The sequence below is a fragment of the Modestobacter sp. L9-4 genome (genome assembly GCF_019112525.1).
Taxonomy (GTDB): domain Bacteria; phylum Actinomycetota; class Actinomycetes; order Mycobacteriales; family Geodermatophilaceae; genus Modestobacter.
This window is the reverse complement of record NZ_CP077800.1, coordinates 1,730,159-1,748,403: the sequence shown is the minus strand read 5'-3', so window position 1 is coordinate 1,748,403 and position 18,245 is coordinate 1,730,159. Positions and strand designations below refer to the sequence as shown.

13 protein-coding genes are annotated in these 18,245 nt (G+C 75.1%); 4 read left to right on the top strand and 9 right to left on the bottom strand.

All coding sequences use genetic code 11. From position 1 onward, the window contains the following. Positions 1-140 precede the first annotated feature (140 nt). On the bottom strand, positions 141-1,541 hold the full coding sequence (locus KUM42_RS08180) for a hypothetical protein (RefSeq protein ID WP_237496268.1): 1,401 nt from the start codon (positions 1,539-1,541) through the stop codon (positions 141-143). Positions 1,542-1,764: 223 nt separating this feature from the next. Here KUM42_RS08180 and KUM42_RS08175 point away from each other — a divergent pair, with 223 nt between their 5' ends. Next, positions 1,765-2,244 carry a GNAT family N-acetyltransferase gene (locus tag KUM42_RS08175; RefSeq protein WP_237496267.1) on the top strand — a complete coding sequence of 160 codons (480 nt, stop codon included), beginning with the start codon at positions 1,765-1,767 and terminating at the stop codon, positions 2,242-2,244. Between the two features lie 114 nt (positions 2,245-2,358). On the opposite strand, the gene KUM42_RS08170 is transcribed toward KUM42_RS08175, so the two are convergent. The 3 genes from KUM42_RS08170 to KUM42_RS08160 all read right to left on the bottom strand — a co-directional run bounded on the left by KUM42_RS08170 (position 2,359) and on the right by KUM42_RS08160 (position 6,745). Continuing rightward, positions 2,359-4,836, bottom strand: coding sequence for an ABC transporter permease (locus KUM42_RS08170; protein ID WP_237496266.1), 2,478 nt, complete (start codon positions 4,834-4,836; stop codon positions 2,359-2,361). Positions 4,837-4,841: 5 nt separating this feature from the next. Continuing rightward, complete coding sequence (locus KUM42_RS08165; protein ID WP_370629357.1) at positions 4,842-5,621, bottom strand: ABC transporter ATP-binding protein; 780 nt, start codon at positions 5,619-5,621, stop codon at positions 4,842-4,844. 227 nt (positions 5,622-5,848) lie between these two features. Then, positions 5,849-6,745, bottom strand: coding sequence for a serine hydrolase (locus KUM42_RS08160; RefSeq protein WP_237496264.1), 897 nt, complete (start codon positions 6,743-6,745; stop codon positions 5,849-5,851). Between the two features lie 125 nt (positions 6,746-6,870). On the opposite strand from KUM42_RS08160, the gene KUM42_RS08155 reads away from it, so the two are divergent. Both KUM42_RS08155 and KUM42_RS08150 read left to right on the top strand, forming a co-directional pair. Further along, positions 6,871-7,533, top strand: a complete 663-nt coding sequence (locus KUM42_RS08155; protein ID WP_237496263.1) for a response regulator transcription factor — start codon at positions 6,871-6,873, stop codon at positions 7,531-7,533. Positions 7,534-7,535: 2 nt separating this feature from the next. Further along, positions 7,536-8,567, top strand: coding sequence for a HAMP domain-containing sensor histidine kinase (locus KUM42_RS08150; RefSeq protein WP_237496262.1), 1,032 nt, complete (start codon positions 7,536-7,538; stop codon positions 8,565-8,567). Between the two features lie 228 nt (positions 8,568-8,795). Here KUM42_RS08150 and KUM42_RS08145 read toward each other — a convergent pair whose 3' ends face one another. After that, positions 8,796-9,227 carry a VOC family protein gene (locus tag KUM42_RS08145; protein WP_237496261.1) on the bottom strand — a complete coding sequence of 144 codons (432 nt, stop codon included), beginning with the start codon at positions 9,225-9,227 and terminating at the stop codon, positions 8,796-8,798. Positions 9,228-9,288: 61 nt separating this feature from the next. Here KUM42_RS08145 and KUM42_RS08140 point away from each other — a divergent pair, with 61 nt between their 5' ends. Next, positions 9,289-10,260, top strand: coding sequence for a YafY family protein (locus tag KUM42_RS08140; RefSeq protein ID WP_237496260.1), 972 nt, complete (start codon positions 9,289-9,291; stop codon positions 10,258-10,260). 208 nt (positions 10,261-10,468) lie between these two features. On the opposite strand, the gene KUM42_RS08135 is transcribed toward KUM42_RS08140, so the two are convergent. The 4 genes from KUM42_RS08135 to KUM42_RS08120 are packed head-to-tail and all read right to left on the bottom strand — an operon-like array spanning position 10,469 to position 18,172. Then, the gene (locus tag KUM42_RS08135) at positions 10,469-13,249 is read right to left on the bottom strand and encodes an FtsX-like permease family protein (protein WP_237496259.1); all 2,781 of its coding nucleotides are present in this window, start codon (positions 13,247-13,249) and stop codon (positions 10,469-10,471) included. Beyond that, complete coding sequence (locus KUM42_RS08130) at positions 13,246-16,542, bottom strand: ABC transporter permease (protein ID WP_237496258.1); 3,297 nt, start codon at positions 16,540-16,542, stop codon at positions 13,246-13,248. Before KUM42_RS08130 ends, KUM42_RS08135 begins: the two co-directional genes overlap by 4 nt. Continuing rightward, on the bottom strand, positions 16,539-17,240 hold the full coding sequence (locus KUM42_RS08125) for an ABC transporter ATP-binding protein (RefSeq protein WP_237496257.1): 702 nt from the start codon (positions 17,238-17,240) through the stop codon (positions 16,539-16,541). The genes KUM42_RS08130 and KUM42_RS08125 overlap by 4 nt, the downstream gene beginning before the upstream one ends. Next, entirely contained in the window at positions 17,237-18,172 is a 936-nt protein-coding gene (locus tag KUM42_RS08120; protein ID WP_237496256.1) for an ABC transporter ATP-binding protein, read from the bottom strand. Before KUM42_RS08120 ends, KUM42_RS08125 begins: the two co-directional genes overlap by 4 nt. Positions 18,173-18,245: the final 73 nt, after the last annotated feature.

The following is an 18,245-nucleotide window of genomic DNA, read 5'->3' as shown; positions in this document are numbered from 1 at the left end:
CTTGGTGGCAGGGAACTCCGGCGGTGATCAACGCCTCTAGACCCAGCTGTGGCTGAGCGTCTTCTCCCCGGATGGACCCGGCTGGTTCGCCGATAAGAATCGTTCCGTCAGGTGGGTGCGCGTTCCGGCTCAGGATCGGGTCAGACGTCGAGGTAGTCGGCTCCAGGAGCTGCGTCTTCGGGGATGTCGTTGGTGTCCAGGGTCTCCATGAGGTGGATGGCGGTGGATTCGGGTGAGGCCTGACGGCCGAGTTCGTCGAACAGCGGGACGATGCGCCGGAGTCGTCGTCCGGGGCGGGGTGCGTAGGTGAAGGTGACGTGCAGTTCGGTGTCCGGCCAGGTCCCGACGACGTCGACCCGGCTGTCGCCGAGCCCGTCGGTCAGCGGAGCGCGGTGACCGTCGGGGTGGGTCCAGTAGTGGTCCAGATCGGTGAGGCGGTCCCGGCAGAAGGCCGTGTAGTCCTCGGTGTCGACGGGCTCGGGTGGCAGTGGCCAGCAGTGAGCGGTGACGTCGACGGCGTCTGCGGGAAGAACGGTCTCCACGGCCCCGTCTGCTGCGCGCACTCGGATGAGGGCGGTGGGCGGCGGGTCGGCGTAGGTGGCGTAGCGCGTGGGGCGTTCAACCGCCAGCCACAGCCAGCCGGCGGTGGCGATCGCGGCGTGGGCGGTTCCTGGCCCCAGGTCGACCTGATGTCGCTGGATGGTCGTACCCGCATCGCGGGCCAGCACGGTGACGTGGCGGTTGCGGCCGTGACCTACCCAGCCGGCCCACCAGTCGACCCCGATGGGACTTGGGTCGGTTGCCCAGGGACCCCAGTGCGGGTTGTCGTGGTCGGCGGGCGGTAGCCAGCGTGCGCCGAGGCGGCGGCCGCTGTCCCGTTCTGTGCGCTCCGCGTCCCGCGGTGGTGCCGATGCATGGGTGGTCAGGCTGAGCTGGTCGGGCGGCGACTCGTCCGCCGGCAGTCGCAGCCAGGAGAGCTCGGGCTTCAGGTCCCAGCTGTCGGGGGTGCCGAGGTTGCGGCGGCTCCACCGGTCGGTCTCGACCTGGAGGTACAGGGCGCCATCCTGCGAGCAGGCGGCATGCAGCGGGGCGTCGAGGAGCACGGTGACGGTGGTGCGGCCGGGGTGGGCGAGGAACAGTTGGTGGAAGCCGTCGCGGCCGCGGGGCGGCGTGTCCTCGGTGGCGGCGATGTCCTGCACCGGCGGGTCAGGAAGGCACCACGAGCCGTGGGCGGAGACGGTGCCCAGCGTCCGCCCGCCGCTGAGGTGGCCGCTGCGCAGTCCGTCCTCGGTGACCAGCGCGAGCGGGCCGCCGGCCTGCTGCACCCACAGCCCGTCGCTGGCTGGGCGCACCTGCCAGCCGCTCGGCCAGCTGTCCTGCGCCACCGGCGACAGTTCCGGCCAGGCGACCGTCGCCACCTGTGCGGAAGTCCGGGAGTCGAGGACGACAGCGACCGGCTGCATCTGATCGACGACCCAGATGCGGTCGCCGACCTCCACCAGCAGGCCTGGACGTAGGTGCCGCCGCCGCTGATCAGCCACGGTTGGTGGTGAGGATCTTCCAGTCGATGATCATGTGCTCACGCTGCCACAGCCGGGGGGTGAATGCCTCTCGCCCCGACGCCGCTGTAGGCCCGAAACGGTCGGGTATTGGGCCGCCCGTTTAACGGGCGGTTTCGGTCAGCGCTGCGGGAAGGCAGACGTCCCACGGGCCGACCCACCTGAGCCATGGGGACGGTCGGCGCGTCTCACTAGCCTGCCCGGCATGACGGCCGAGCGATCGTTGGAGGTCATCACGCCCGAGAACATCGACGAAGCACTGGGCGTCGAGGTACGCGCAGACCAGAGTCACGTGGTCTCGCCGGTCGTGAAGTCACTGGCCGAGGCTCATGCGTTCGGGCCGCGCGCCTGGCCGCGGTTGATCCGGTGTGACGGGCAAGCGGTCGGCTTCCTCATGGCGTTCTTCGACTTCGACTTCACCGTCGCCCGGCCCGCCGCCGGGCCTGACCTCCGGTCTGGCCTGTGGCGGCTCAACATCGCTGCCGGACATCAAGGTCACGGCCATGGCCGTTTCGCCGTCGACGCCGTCGCCGCCGAGCTCCGTCGCCGCGGCACCACACGCCTGACGACGACCTGGCACGTCGGCCACGGCAGCCCCGAGCCCTTCTACCTCGGGCTGGGCTTCCGGCCGACCGGCGAGATGAGCGGGGACGAGCGCGTTGGTGAGCTGGAGTTGCAGGTGTAGGTCATCGGCAGTGTTCGTCGCACCGAGAACGCAGGGGTACCGGTCAGTCCGTCACGGGGCGTTTCCGGTCTCTCTCTCCCAGCCCGAAGGGGCAGAGCACCAGGTCGCCACGTCTCAGCCAGCGATCGCGGCCACCGGCGGGGTCGTGGCGGCCCGGCGGGCCGGGAGCACCGAGGCCAGCAGCCCGGCTGCGGTGGCGATGAGGACGATGGCCGCGATCTGCAGCCAGGGGACGCTGAGGACGACTGTGCTCGTCCCGCTGTCCTGACCGAACGCGGAGGCGGCACCGGCCAGGCCGTAGGCGCCGCCGACCAGCACCCCGAGCACCGCGGCGACACCGGCGACCAGGACGGCCTCCCAGGCCAGCATCCCGCGCAGCTGGCCGCGGGTCAGGCCCAGGGCCCGCAGCAGCCCGCTCTCCTGACGCCGCTCGACCACCGAGAGGGCGAGGGTGTTGCCGACCCCGATCAGGGCGATGAGCACGGCGATCGCGAGCAGGCCGGTGACGACCATCAGCAGCACGTCCACCACCTGGTTGGTCGCCGCCCGCTCGCTGGCCAGCCCGGTCACGGAGGCCCCGGTCAGCGCCGTCCCGGCCACGTCGGTGATCTCGTCGGTGGCAGCGTCGGAGTCGATGTCGTCGGCCAACCGCAGCCACATGGTCTGCACCCGTGCATCCGGTACCAGGCTCTGCAGGTCGACGGCGGTGACCAGCAGGGCGCTTTCTGTGCCAGCCACCACCGTGAACGTGGCGGCCCGGTCTCCTGTGGAGAACGTCATCGGGTCGCCCACCTGCACGCCGTAGCGTCCGAGGGACCACCCGGGCACCGCGATCTGGCCCGGCCCCGGCAGCGTGGTCCGGTCCGCGGACCGCAGCACGGGGAGCGCCTGAGCGGCGTCGACACCGGTGAGCTGGGCCGGGACGCCGTCCGAGCCGGTGACGGTGGCCTGAGGGAGCCCGGCGGAGGCGACCACGCCGTGCACCGTCGCCAGTTGCCGTTGCACCGACGCCGGCATGTCGGCGTTGCTGCCGGCCACGGCCACGATCACGTCGGTCGGGTAGGCGGCGTCCAGCCCGGCCTGGCTGGTGGCCCGGGTGGCGCTGGCCCCGACCACCATCGCGGTGGTCAGCGTGACGCCGATGAGCAGGGCGGTGGCGGTGGCTGCCGTCCGGCGGGGGTTGCGGGTGGCGTTGCCGGCGGCCAGGCGCGCCGGGAGACCGCCGACCCGGCCGATGAGCCGGCCGGCGGCGGCGACGACCGGCGGCACCGCCCGCTGGGCGAGCAGCAGGCCCCCGAGTGAGCTGAGCACCGCGCCGGCCAGCGTGAGGAGGAGCTGCGCGGACACGACCCCCAGCGCCAGCAGTCCGACGCCGAGCCCGGTCAGGACCAGGCCGGCGCCGAGGCGGGCTGCCCCGCCGCGGGAGCGGAGGGGAGCACCGTCGGTCGGTCGCAGCGCGGCCAACGGGGCCACTCGGGTGGCGGCGCGGGCCGGCAGCAGCGCGGCCAGCAGCGTGGTCAGCGTCCCGACCGCCATGCCCACGACGACGGCGGTCACCGGCACCGAGATGCCGGCGAGCGGGACCGGGGAGTCGGTCGCAGCGACGATCGCGGAGACCGCCGCGGCGAACCCGATGCCGGCGAGCACGCCGAGCGCGGAGGCGAGCGTCCCGGTGACCGCTGCTTCGCCGAGGACGCTGCGGCGCACCTGCTGGGCGGTGGCGCCGACGCAGCGCAGCAGGGCCAGGTCACGGGTGCGCTGGGCCAGCAGGACGGCGAAGGTGTTGGCGATGACCAGCCCGGCGACCAGCACCGCGATGACGCCGAACCCCAGCAGCAGCGAGGTGACGATGCCGGTGTCCCCGAGGAACGACCGGGCGGCCAGCTCGGCCTGTTCGGCGCCGGTGCGCACACTGACGTTCCCGCCGGGCAGCGCGGCGCGCACCGCCGCCGCCAGCGTGCCGGCGTCGGTGCCGGGCGTCCCGGCGATGCGCAGCTCGGTCGCGTCGGTCGCACCCCATTCCTGGGCCTGCTGCGTGGTGACGAAGGCCCGACCGGAGGAGCCCGCGGTCGGGTCACCACCCAGGTCGACCACACCGGTGACGGTCATGTCGCGCTCGATCAGCGCACCCGCGCCGTCGTACGTGGAGATCGGCACGACGTCGCCGACGGCGGCACCGACGCGCTCGCTGACCGCCATCTGGCCGAGGTCGGCCGGCAGTGCGCCGGCGGTCAGCTGCTGCCAGCGCAGCGCCGGGTCGGCGGCGACCGCCTGGACCACCAGACCGGTCGATGCCCTCCGCTCCGGCACCGTGGCGGTCACGCTGAGCTCCAGGGAGGGATCGACGGCCTGGACGCCGTCCAGCGCGGTGAGCGTGCCCACCCGGTCGGTGAGGTCGCTGAGGTCGTTGCTGGTCACGACCACGTCGCTGGTGACGTACTCGGCCCCGGTGGCCTGCAGCACGGTGCTCGTCACCGTCTGGTTGAGCACGAGGGTGGCGACGACGAAGCCGACGGCGATGACGATGGCGAGGGTGGAGGCGACCAGCCGGGGCAGGTGGGCGCGGATGCTGGCGAGGGTGACGGCGCGCATGCCGGTCAGCCCCCGAGTCCGCGGAGGGCGTTGATGATGGAGTCGGTGGTGGGCTGGTGGACCTCACCGGCGAGCCGGCCGTCGGCGAGCAGGACGACGCGGTCGGCGTAGGCGGCCGCGACGGGGTCGTGGGTGACCATGACGACGGTCTGCCCGGTCTCGCGGACGCTGGAGCGCAGCAGGTCCAGCACCTCCGCCCCGGCGGAGGAGTCCAGGTTGCCGGTGGGCTCGTCGGCGAACACGACGTCGGGGCGGGGGAGGAGTGCGCGGGCGACGGCGACGCGCTGCTGCTGCCCACCGGAGAGCTCGTAGGGGCGGTGGGCGAGGCGCTCGCGCAGACCCAGGCGGGCGATGACGGAGTCCATCCAGGCGCGGTCGGGGCGCTGGCCGGCCAGCTGCATCGGCAGCAGCATGTTCTCCTGCGCGTTGAGCACGGGCAGGAGGTTGAAGGACTGGAAGACGAAGCCGATCCGCTCGCGGCGCAGCTTGGTCAGCTGGTCATCGCGCAGCCGGGTGAGCTCGGTGTCACCCAGCCACACCTGCCCGGCGCTGGCGGCGTCCAGGCCGGCCAGGCAGTGCATGAGGGTCGACTTGCCCGAGCCCGACGGGCCCATGATCGCCGTGAAGGCGCCCCGCTCGAAGGCCACGTCGACACCGGCTGTCCTGTCACCCACCCTCCCACCGAGCGCGTGCACGGCGGTCTCACCGGACCCGTAGGTCTTGCGCAGGTCGGTGGCGCGGACGGCGGCGGTGGACACCGATCCCGGCCGGCTGGGGACGGTCATGACGGGGAGCGGGGGGCGGCCGGGGAACGATGCGGGCAGGCGCATGGGGGAGGTCTCGGTCACGGCATCGAGGGTGGAGGGGCAGGCCTCAACCGGGCGTAAGAGTTCCCCTTATCCCGTCCTTATGTCCCCGTGGGGACGCTGCCGACGAGGGCAGCGGACCGGGGAGGGCCTGACACGTGGTCCAGGTCGTCGACGGCCCGCAGTCGGCTGCCCCCGGTCGGACGTCAGGGACCCTCGACGACCTGCTCGGCGGTGTCGGTCAGGGCAGCCTGGGCCTGCGCCCAGCTGGTGCCCTCCGGGAACTCCCCGAGCAGCACGACCACCCGGCCGTCGGTGAGCACCCCGGTGGAGTGCAGCTCCCGGCGGCCCTCCAGGCAGCACATCCAGCCCTGCTTGGCCGCGACTGCGCCGTGGGTGTCGGCCTGTGCCGACAGCAGGCCGAAGGACTGGTCGAAGCCGTCGGCCGCGTCGGGGGTGGTCGACCGCATCCAGGTGGTGAGCGTGGTCGTGTCCGCAGCGGACAGGTGACCGCCGAGGTGGGACAGGAAGGTCGCGTAGTCCGCCGCGGTCGTGGTCGTCTCGCCCCACTGCCCGGACCGCTCCGGTGCCGCGGTGTCCGCCAGCCCGAACTGCGCAGCGGCCGCGGTGACCAGCTGCGCACCGCCGAACTCGACCCACAGCGCGTTCATGGCCTCGTCGTCGGACAGCTCGACCGCCCGCTGCATCCGGGCCAGGTCGCCGTCGTCCAGGCTGATCGTGCCCGCCTCGTCCCGCGCCAGCAGCTGCTGGACGACGAAGAGCTTGGCCAGCGACGCCGTCCAGTGCACGTCGCTCGCGCCGGACGCGGTCAGCTCGGCCCCCGAGCCGTCGAGCACGACGACCGAGACGGTCCCCCTGGCCACGGCCACCGGTCCGTCGCCCAGCAGCCCCGACACGTCCAGCACCTCGGTGTGCGCAGCCAGCCAGCCGGCCAGCACGGCAGAGAGGACGAGGCCCAGCACCCCGGGTGTGCGGCGACGCCGGACCGGCCGGCCGTGGCGGTAGGTGGTGGGACCGGCCGGCGGGACGACAGCGGGCCGACGGCTCGGCGCAGACACGCGCTGCAGGGAGGTCTGGGTCATGGAGAGGAGGCTCGGCGACCGGGCATCACGCGGACGTCAGCGTTCCCCTTATGCCGCCCTTATGCCGGCGCTGGGCATCCTGGGGATGCGCGCTGCCGATGTGGGCAGCGCCGGGAGGGGACCTGATGCGCGTGCTGGTGGCCGATGACGAGCGGCTGCTCGCCGAGACCGTGGCCGAGGGGCTGCGCCGGCTGTCGATCGCCGTCGACGTCTGCTACGACGGCGAGGCCGCGCTGGAGCTGGTGTCGGTGCACCGCTACGACGTGGCGGTGCTCGACCGGGACATGCCCGGGCACACCGGTGACGAGGTGTGCCGGCACATCGTGGCCAGCCGGGACGGCGTGCGGGTGCTGATGCTCACCGCGGCCGGTGGCATCCGGGACCGGGTGGACGGCCTCAGCCTGGGGGCCGACGACTACCTCACCAAGCCCTTCGCCTTCGCCGAGCTGGCCGCCCGGGTGCAGGCGCTGGGACGGCGCTCGGGTGCGGCCACCCCGCCGGTGCTCGACCAGCACGGCATCGTGCTCGACGTCCCGCGGCACACCGCCTCCCGGGACGGGCGGCTGCTGTCGCTGACGCCCAAGGAGTTCGCGGTGCTCACCGTGCTGATGCGCGCCGAGGGCCAGATCGTCACCGCCGAGCAACTGCTGGAGCAGGCCTGGGACGAGCACACCGACCCCTTCACCAACACCGTCCGGGTCGCGGTGATGACCCTGCGGCGCAAGCTCGGCGAGCCCCCGGTGCTGCACACCGTGCCTCGGGTCGGCTACCGGCTCGGGAGCAGCTGACCGTGCGGCCCACCCAGCGCACCCGGATGTTCCTGAGCCTCGCTGCCTGCCTGCTCATCGGTCCGGCCTGGTGGTCGTACACCCTCGACCGGGCCTACGCCATCAGATATGCCCTGCACCCCGACGGACCGGCCCAGGCCTCGCTCGCCGACAACGTCTTCGCTCTGGCGTTGGGGAACCTGGTGGTGCTGGCAGCGGTGGTCGGGTTGATCGTCTGGTGCGGGCGCCCGCTGCGCGCGCTGGGCGCCACCGTGCACCGGTTCGGACCGCAGAACCTCGCCGAGCGCACCAGCCTCCCGGCCCGTCGGAGCCGGTTCGGGGAGCTGGCCGGCGAGATCGACGCCATGCTCGACCGGGTCGCGGAGGGCTACGACGCGCAGCGCCGGTTCGCTGCCAACGCCTCGCACGAACTGCGCACACCCCTGGCGGTCCAACGGACGCTGATCGAGGTGGGCATGGCCGGCGACCCGACCCGTGAGCAGCTGGAGCTGCTCACCCGGCAGCTGCTGGACACCAACGAGCGCAACGAGGCGCTGATCGAGGGCCTGCTGGTCCTGGCCGAGACCGACCAGGCCGTCGGGGCGCACACGCCACAGCGACTGGACGCCATCGCCGCCGACGTCGCCGCGGTCTACCAGCAGCTGGCCACTGCAGCCGGAGTGCGGGTGCACACCGACCTGGCACCGGTGACCGTCGCCGGCGAGGCAGCCCTGCTGGAGCGGCTGATCGCCAACCTGGTGCACAACGGCATCAAGTACAACGTCCCCGGAGGGGAGGTCCGCCTGCGCGTGCGGGCCGACCAGCCGGTGCTGCAGGTGACCAACACCGGACCACTCGTGCCCGCCGAGTCCGTCCCGCGGCTGTTCGAGCCCTTCCGACGGGCCCGCGGCGACCGGCTCGACACCAGCGGAGGTGTCGGGCTCGGACTCACCATCGCCCGGTCGATCACCCAGGCGCACGCCGGACACATCGAGGCCACCGCCCAGCCGACCGGCGGCCTCGACGTGACCGTGGAACTGCCCCCGACGAGCTGACCGCCTCCTGCACCGGATGGGACGGCCCCAGGTCGACACCACCCGCCGGTGCGGACATCGGTGTGGACGAGGCCGACCCCCGCTGCGCCGCCGACCGCAGCCGACTTGCAAGGGCCGCCCGTGGCGATTGGGCGACCGCAGCAGGACGCAGCGCTCGCTCTGGGCCACCGGGGGCCCAAGGCCTGAGAACGCCTCGTCATCGGTGAGCCCGCTGACGGCCGATTCCGGTCAGCGCCCGAACTTGACCCGGGCTCCGGGTGTGACCGGGGTGAAGAGGTTGACCAGGTTGCCGTCGGGGTCGCGGATGAGCAGGGACCTGTTGCCCCAGGGCATCGTCGTCGGCTCGTTGACGAACTCGGTCGGGGCCTGCCGGATCCGCTCGTACTCGGCGTCGACGTCGTCGACCAGGAACTCGAGGATGGCGGTGTGGTTGTCCGCGGGTCGGGCGGAACCGGCTCCGAACAGCGCCACGGTGCGGGTGCTGCCGATGGCCAGGGTGCCGGCCGGTGTCCGCAGCTCGGCGAAGTCCGGCGTCGACCACTCGACGGGCGTGTCGGTGATGCGCTCGTAGAAGGCGGCCAGCCCGGAGACGTCGTCGGTGATCAACCGGACCGAGACCAGGGTGGGGAGATGTGCGGACGAGGACGTCGTCTGGGTCATGGGGAGGACGCTAGGGCGGTAACCGGTCACCTTCCGCCCGGTATCGGTCCACACTGATCGGGTGACCCGCCCCACAGCCCGTGTGCTCGCCCTGCTGGAGATCCTGCAGGCCGGCGGGACCCGCACGGTGGGTGAGCTGGCGGCCAGGCTGGACGTGGACGAGCGGACCGTCCGTCGGTACGTGGCCCACCTGGCCGACCTCGACGTCCCGGTCGAGTCGCTGCGCGGCCGGTACGGCGGCGTCCGGCTGGTCCCCGGTCGTCGTGTCCCGCCGCTGATGTTCACCGACGAGGAGGCGCTGGCCGTCCTGCTGGGCCTGGTCGCCGGTCGGCGGGCCGGGCTGGTGACCACCTCGGTGGTGGCGGTCGAGAGCGCGGCCGCCAAGCTGCGCCGCGTCCTCCCGGTGGCGCTGGCCCGCCGGCTGGAGGCGGTACTGGAGACCGCCGCGTTCACCGCTGCGCCGCTCGCGCCGGCCACCCCCGGAACAGAGATCCTCATCGCGGTGGCGGAGGCGGCCCGTGACCACCGGGCCCTGGCTCTGGACTACACGGACTCGCGTGGAGTTCGGAGCAGTCGGACCGTGCACCCCTACGGGATCGTGGCGCACTCCGGGCGCTGGTACCTGACCGGCGCGGACCCGGCCGACGGCGAGGTGCGTGCCTTCCGGGTGGACCGCGTCGAGGGGGTCCAACCGCTGCCTGGCACCTTCGAGGTCCCCGTGGGGTTCGATCGCGCCGCGGTGGTGCTGGCCGCCATCGCGGGCGCGCCGCGCCGGCACACGGTCTCACTGCTGGTGGAGGGCTCGGCCGACCACGTGCGTGCGCTGTTCCCCTCCGGCATCGCCACCGTCGAGGAGGGCCCCGACAGCCCGCACATGGTCCGGGTGCTCATCCAAGCCGAACGGCTGGACTGGGTGCCCGGCCTGCTGGCCGGGATCGACTGCCCGTTCTGGATCGAGGGCCCGGATGCCCTGCGACCGCTCGTACGCGAACTGGCGCAGCGAGTCACTGCCGCCGCTAACGGGACCCCTTGACGCACACGGTCCCCGCCATGACGTCCGGAGGTCGGTCCACCGCCCCGGGGTCTGCCGTCCAACGGGCGGGCGTCACGAGTGAGGGTGGCCAGTTGGCTCCTGTCGGCCAGGGCGGCCTGCCGGACCCGACGGACACACTGGCCCGAGATCGCTTGGGTCTCGGGTGGTCCGTACAGGCGATGGCGGCCAGCCCGTGGAGAGCGTTCCGTCAGTGCTCACCACGAGACACCCGTGTGGGTCCTGGGTCAGCCACGATCCGCAGGACGTCACCGAGGCTGTCCCGGCGTCGTCGGGCACCTTCGTCGCTGATCAGGACGAGGGCGAGCAGCAGCAGCGCTCCGGGTGCCGCGACGAGGAGCCAGGACGTGGTCGCCCGGGGCGGGTCTGCGGAGCCGGTGAGCTGCTGCAGACGCAGCGCCCCCGTGGTCAACGCCGCCACACCGACGCCGAGCGCTGAGCCGACCAGAGCCGGGAGGAGGACCGGTGGCAACAGCTCGCCGGCGATGACCCGCCGGACCTGGCCCGAGGTGAGCCCGAGGGTGCGCAGGACGGCCAGCGTCCGTGCCCGTTCCGGCGCGCTGCCCGCCGTGCCCAGCACCACGCCGAGCAGGGCGAACAGCAGGACCGCGGCCGCGGCCGCGGTCATCAGCCGGATGAGGTCGCGGCCCAGCGGTTCGTCCTGCCGCTCGGCCAGCAGCTCGCGCCGGTCGGTGACGAGGGCCGTCGCGAGGCCGGGCGTGTCGCTGATGGCGGCGAGAGCCCCGGGCCCGACCGCCCAGACGGTGTTCGGGGTCGACAGCTCCACCGCAGCGGTCCCGGGGGCCGCTGCGGCGAGCGTCCCGGCGTCCACCACGACCGTGGCGCCTGCCCGGCCCATCAGCGGTGGCACGGTCCCGACCGGTACCAGGGGCAGCTCCTCCCGCCGCCAGATCAGTGACGGGTGCGAGCCCGCCGCCACCGCGCCCGCGGGCAGGAGGGCGTGCACCCCCGCGTCCACCGTCCCGCCGTCCTCGGCGAGCAGGTCCAGGTCGGGGACGTCGGGCAGCGGGGTGCTGCGCAGCAGGCCGGCGAAGGTGGCCGGGTCGACGACCACCACCGTCGTCCGCTCGGTGCCGGGGACGCCCAGCAGCGGCACGCGGTCCTCCACGCGTCCGGCGAGTGCGCGCTCGACGCCGGGCCGGCCCGCCACGGCCGCCGCCCGCTCGTCCGAGCGGGGGCTCGGCTGGCCGACCGCGGCAGCGTCCCCACCGACGGCGTCCCAGGACGCCAGGACCTGGCCGCGCTCGACCGTGGTGGCCAGGGTGAGGGAGAAGGCGCAGAGCCCGGTCGCCACGGTGAGCGCCAGGACCGGCAGCGGGACCCGGGCGCCCGCGGAGGCGCGGACCGCCGCCAGCAGCGGCACTGCGTGCCTGGACCGGGTCGCGCGCCCGCGCACCAGCCCCAGCAGGGCGGGCAGCAGCCGCACCAGCACCACCCCGCCGGTCAGCAGGGCCAGCACCGGGGCTGCGGCGACGAGCAGGTCGGCGTTGCCGCTGCGGGCGCGGAGCGCGGCGAGCGCACCGGTGGCCACCAGCACGAGGGCCCCCTCGGCAGCGACCCGGCGCAGTCTGACGTCGCGCAGGACCGCCCGCCGCTGCTCCCGGTCGGCCGCCGGGCGCCGGGCGCCGGCCGTACCGGCCGCCGCAGCGACGCCCAGCACCGGGCCGGCGGCCGCTGCGACGGCCGGCCCGGCCAGCAACCAGGCCCACGGGGTGTCCCCCGGCACCACGACGTCCGCGGCGAGGAGACCGAGACCGCCCCCCACGAGGGCGACGGCGGCGGACTCGACGAGCAGTTCCAGGGCGGTGCCCGGCAGGGACGCCCCCCGCGCCCGGAGCAGGCCCAGCACCGGCCGACGCCGCCGGGCGAGCAGTCCGGCGGTCACCAGCAGGACCAGGCCGGCCGCGCCGACGACGCCGGTGAGCAGCGTGGACACCTGGGTCTGCGCCGCCCGCAGCCGTTCCCTGGCCTGCAGCAGCACCGTGGCCAGCCCGCTGGAGACGATCGGCGTGGACTCGGCGGCCAGCAGCTGTGGCTGGGTCGCCACCGCGGTCACCGCCCGGGCCACCTCCGCCACGTCGGCCGCCCGCAGCTGGTCGGCCGCCGGGGCGAACACGAGGGTCCGCGTGACGTCCTGCTCGCCCACGGCCAGCCGGGCGGCGGGGAGCGACTCGTCGGACAGCAGCGCCCCGGTCTCGGTGCGCACGCCGCTGTCGGCCGTCGTGGTCAGCGGCTCGAGCAGGCCGCGCACGGCTCGCCACGCAGGGTCCGCGGGCCGCTCCGGCTCGAACACGCCGGAGACGAGGAGCTCGACCTCCTGCCGCCGGTTCGTCGCCGGCACGGTGTCGCCGACGCCCACGTGCAGCCGCGCGGCGACCGGGGCGGAGAGCGCGACCGGGACCTGCCGAGGCGGCGCGGTACCGGCCGTCGGCTCCACCGGCGCGGGGGCGGCGCCCGGCGCGCCACCGGCCACCCAGCGCACCGGTGGCGGCCCGCCGTCCCAGGACCAGCCCAGCTGCACGGTGACCTCGCCGCGGTCGACCTCGGGCGGCAGCGCTGCGGGCAGCGGAGCCGTGACCACGCTCGCGCGGGGCGCCTGGAGCCGGGAGGCGAGCTCGGGGGCGAGCATCGTCTGCGTCTTCAGGGCGACCCGGACGGTCCCGGCGGCCGAGTCGGTCTCCGGCTCCCCGGAGGGGGAGTCGGTCGGCGGGAAGGGCACCACCAGCGTCGTGTCGGCGATGCTGCCGGCCTCGCGCAGCTGGTCCCGCACGAGGGCGTCCCCGGCCCGGGCCACCTCACGGGGGCCGGCCACGGCCAGGAACGTCGTCAGCGCCACCACCAGGACGGCGACCGCCAGCGGCCACAGGTCCGCCCGGGCCCGCCCGGCGAGGACCGCGACCTGGACCCGGGGGAGGCGCGTGCGCGCACGGCGCGGTGCTGGGACGGTCACGACGCGTCGTCCAACCGCAGGTGGACCGCACCGGCGCGCCGCACCAGTGCGACGGTGACCGGCACCGCCACGACGGCACACCCCACCACCAGGAGCGCGACGACCGCCGTCTCGGCGGGCCACGGCCACTGGACCAGGGCGGTCGGAGCCGGTGCGGTGCCCGTCTCGCTCCGGGTCAGCCGCCCGGCCACCAGCACCGAGGCCAGCGCGCCGAGCGCGGCACCCACGACCACCGACAGGGCGGTCACGACGCCGTGCTGGAGCACGAGCACGGCGGCCAGGGTGCGCCGGCGGACGCCCAGGGCGTGCAACCGTGCCACCTCCACGACGCGGCCGCCCTGTGCGGCGGCGCTGTGCAGCGCCGCGCCGGCCAGTGCGAGCACGACCGCCCCGCAGATGAGCAGCACCAGCGCCACCCGGAGGGGGACGCCCAGCGGCCCGTCCCGGAGCGAGACGGCCAGCTGGGCGCCGGTCTGCGCGCCGGGGAGCCCGGCGGCGGCCAGCCCCGCCACTGCCGCTCCCGGGTCCGGGACGCCGTCCACCCACCAGGCGGAGGTCAGCGGTCCGGTGTCGCCGGTGCGGGCGAGCGCATCGGCCAGTGCGGTGTAGTCGACCAGCACCCCCGGCGTCCCGGGGAGCGAGGGGAGGTAGGGGACGACCCCGGTCACCCGGGCCCGCACGGTCGTGCCCCGCACCTGCAGCGGGACCACGGCCCCGGGGCCGAGTTGCGCGGCCCGGGCCACTGCGCCGGAGACGAGCACCGGGACGGGTGCGGCGGCGGCAGGGGCGGTGCCGTCCGTGCCCACGGGAGCGGCGGTGACCACCAGGTGCCCGGTGTCGTAGAGCAGCCCGGTGAGCGAGACGTCGGCGGTGCCGGTCACCAGTGCGCCACCGGCGACCGGTGCGACCGTCGTCCCGACGCCCTGGAGCAGGTCGCCCTGCGTGCTGCCGTCGCTGCCCGGGGAGCTGGTCGGCCAGGCGCCGGTAGACGTCTGCACGGCACCCTCGATCCGGGCGGCGACCTCGACGGCAGCGCGCTGGGAGCCCTGCGCACTGATGCCGTCCTCGCTCAGCAGGCTCAGGTCGAGGGTCGACCCGACGACAGTCAGGCCCTCGGCGCCCCCGGCCACCGCGCCGGTGGCATCGGTCAGCGCGACCGCGTGCGGCGAGCCGTCCAGCGCGACCGGCTCGCCGGTCAGGGTCGTCCGGCTGCCGGACGCGTCGGCCACCAGCAGGGCCGGCCGGGCCGCCACCGCACCCGCGGAGGAGGACCCGGTCAGCGTCAGCGTCACCGGGTCCGACCCGAGGGGCACGCCGGCGGTCGGCGCGGGCACCAGGTCACGGGTCAGCCCGGCCCAGGTGGTGTCCCCGGGCAGCCGGCCGCGCAGCAGCGACCCGGCGGAGGCGGTGTCCACCGCGAGCAGCTGGGGCACCGCGGCATCGGCGGACCCGGCGTCCAGTCGCACGACGCTGCCCAGGGTCACGGGGACCACCGCCGTGGGGTGCACCTGGCCACCGCTGGCGGAGGTGACGGTGCTGCCCTGGGTCAGTGGGTCGCGCCCGGTCGCGGGGACGGTGAGGTCCGCGCCCACCCGCGCGGTCGCCTGCGCCTCCTGGGACGTCGTCCACGTCGCGGTGAACGCCACCGCGAACGTCGCGGCGGCCGTGGCCAGCACGAGCAGGAACGCGGCCCCGGTGGCCTGCGGGCGCCGGGAGACGTCCCACGCCACGAGGGCGAGCACCAGCCGCCGGGAACGGCCGGCCGCGTGCTCGGCCAGCCGCACGGCCGGCGGCACCACCCGCAGCGCCAGCACCGCGCCGCCGAGGAGGACCAGCACGGGAGCGGACACCAGGACGGGGTCGATGCCCGGGTGGGGGGTCTGCTGCTGGCTGCGCAGCTCCAGCCAGGCGCCGACGGCGAGCGCGGTGAGCACGAGGTCCGCCCCCGACCGGATGAGTGCTCCCCGCCGGCGCCGCCGGCGGGGCCGGCCGGTGGCGGCCGGGCGCAGCCCCGGGGCTGCCAGCGTGACCGCGACGAGCACCGCGGTCCCCGCGACCGTCACCACCAGCCCCGCGGTCGGGCCGGTCGGGCCGGTCAGCCCGGCGTCGGCCAGCAGCGGCACCCGGCCCAGCAGCCGCAACGCGCCCACCGTCAGGGGGAGGGCGAGCAGCGCGCCCGCGCCGGCCAGCAGCAGGCTCTCGGTGGACGCGAGCAGCGCCAGCTGCCGACCACCGGCCCCCCGGGCGGACAGCAGCAGCCTCTCCCCGGCCCGGCGGCCGGCCAGCAGCCGCCCGGCCAGGCCCAGCGTGCTGACGGCGAGGGCGGTGCTCACCAGGGCCACGGTCAGCACCGCGGCCGAGGTCACCGCCGACTGCTGGTCGACCCGGTCCAGGAGCTGGGGCACCGGGGTGTCCAGGCGGACGTAGGGGCCGCCGAGGTCACCGGTGTCGGGCACCCGTACGACGGTGGAGACGGCGGCGCGGGCGTCGGCGAGCCGGGCCCGCAGGGCCGCGACCTCCTCGCCCGGCAGCGCGCCGAGGTCGAGGACGGCACCCAGGCGCACCTCGTCGAGGTCCACGCCGGCGCCCAGCAGTGCCTGCGGCGACACCAGGAACGGCCCGAAGGCGGGGTGGCGGTCCTGGGCGGCGCCGCCGAGGGCGAACGCCGGTGTCCAGCCGGTGCCCTGCAGGGCGTCCCGTCCCCAGGTGTCGACGTCGGCCGGATCGGGTGCGACGGTGCCGACCACGACGACGGACGAGGGGAGTGCGTCGTCGGCGTCGGGAGCACGCAGGAGGACCTGGTCGCCGGGCCGCACGCCGAGTCGATCGGCCGCCTCGACCGGGAGCACGGCCTCCAGCGGACCGCCCGCGCCGGTGTCGGCCGGCCAGCGGCCCGAGGCCAGCGTGGCGTGCCCGGGGAGGTCGTCGAGGGCGGCGAGGTACCCCAGTCGTCGGCGCCCGTCCGTGTCCTCGGGCAGGTCCTGCATCCCCGACTGCGCCCAGGTGGCCGTGCCGGTGGACAGCGGGCCGAGCGCGGTGGCCAGCAGGGCGCCGGCGCGCTCGGACAGTGGGGCGGCGTCCTCGTCGACGTCGCTGAGCACGACCGCCACGGTGCGCTGGGCGTCCGGGGCGCGCTCCAGCAGTGCGGACCGGCCCTGCTGGAGCAGCACCGTGAGCAGCAGCGTGCACGCGCCCAGGACCGTGGTGCCGGCGACGACCACCGCCAGGACGGTGGCGAGCAGTCGCCGCTGGGTCACCGCACGCCGGGTGAGCAGGAGCAGCAGCCCGCTCACCCCTCCACCAGCCGGCCGTCCAGCACGTAGAGCACCCGGTCGGCGAGGGCGATCATCACCGGGTCGTGGGTGGAGACGATCGCGGTCATGCCCTCGGCCTCCACCACGGCGCGGATCAGCGCCATGACGGCCAGCCCGGTCTCGCTGTCCAGCTGCCCGGTGGGCTCGTCGGCGATGAGCAGCTGCGGCGACCCGGCCAGCGCCCGGGCGATCGCGACCCGCTGCTGCTGCCCACCGGACATCTCACCGGGGCGCTGGCCCGCCGCCTGCCCCAGCCCGACCAGCTCCAGCAGCAGCTGGACGCGCTTCTCACGGTCGGCGACCGGCAGCGCCCGCAAGCGCAGCGGCAGGCCCACGTTCTCCGCGGCCGACAGCACCGGCACCAGCCCGAAGGTCTGGAAGACGTAGGCCACGGTGTCCCGGCGAAGCCCGACCAGGCCGTCCTCGTCGAGGTCGGTGACCACGGTGCCGGCCACCTGCACCGTGCCGGAGTCGGGGCGGTCCAGGCCGCCGACGACGTTGAGCAGCGTGGTCTTGCCCGAGCCCGAGCGGCCCACCAGCGCGACCAGCTCCCCGGCGCCCACGTCGAAGGAGACCCCGCGCAGCGCGTGCACGGCGGCCGGTCCGGAGCCGTAGCTGCGGTCGACACCGCGGACCACGACCATCGGTGCGGCCGCGGGCGAGGGTGCTGCGGTCACCGGCTCGCCGTCGGGTCGGGCCGGACGGCGATGTGGTCGGCCTCCAGGGCCAGCCGGACCCGGTCGGTGAGGGCGAGCGCCTCCCGGTGTTCGCGGGGCAGCTGGACCCGGCCGGCCCGGTCCAGCACGGCGTACTCCTCAGCGACCACCGCCGTGGCGCCCGAGGCGTCGACCTCCGTGCGGCGCAGCACCTCGCTGGAGGTGCGCCCGTCGCGGATGGCCACGGTCCGCGCCACCTGACCGGAGACGCCCACGTCGTGGGTGACCACGACGACGGTGGTGCCCAGCTCGCGGTTGGCCGTGCGCATCGCGTCGAACACCTCCTGCGAGGAGTCGGTGTCCAGCTCCCCGGTGGGCTCGTCGGCCAGCAGCAGCCGCGGGGCGTTGGCCAGCGCGACGGCGACCGCCACCCGCTGCTGCTGACCGCCGGACAGCTCCGCGGGTCGCCTCCGGGCGCAGTCGGCGACCCCGACGAGGTCCAGGAGCTCCGCCGTCCGGGCGCTCTGTCTCCGCCGGGGGACACCGGTCAGGGCGAGGGGGACGGCGACGTTCTGCGCGGCCGTCAGGTAGGGCACCAGGTTCTGCGCGGTCTGCTGGGAGATGAGGCCGACCATCGTGCGCCGGTACTCCACCCGCTCGCGGCGGGACATCGACATCAGGTCCCAGGGGCCGACGCGCACCCGTCCGGCGGTCGGCGCGTCGAGCCCAGAGAGCACCGACAGCAGCGTGGACTTGCCCGAGCCCGACGCACCGACGACGGCGATCATCTCCCCGGCGGAGACCAGCAGGTCCAGCCCCTGCAGGGCCTGCACCTCGACGGCCCCGCTCCAGTGGATGCGCACCAGGTTGTCGCAGACGACCAGCGCGTCACCGCCGAAGTCGGCGGCTCGTGGGGCCTGGGCGCCCAGGTCGTCGATGATGCGCGAGGACACACTGCTCCCAGCTGGCTCGTCGGTGAGGGAGTGCAGGCTAGCGGCGCAGGGTGCCCGTACGTGACGCATCCCG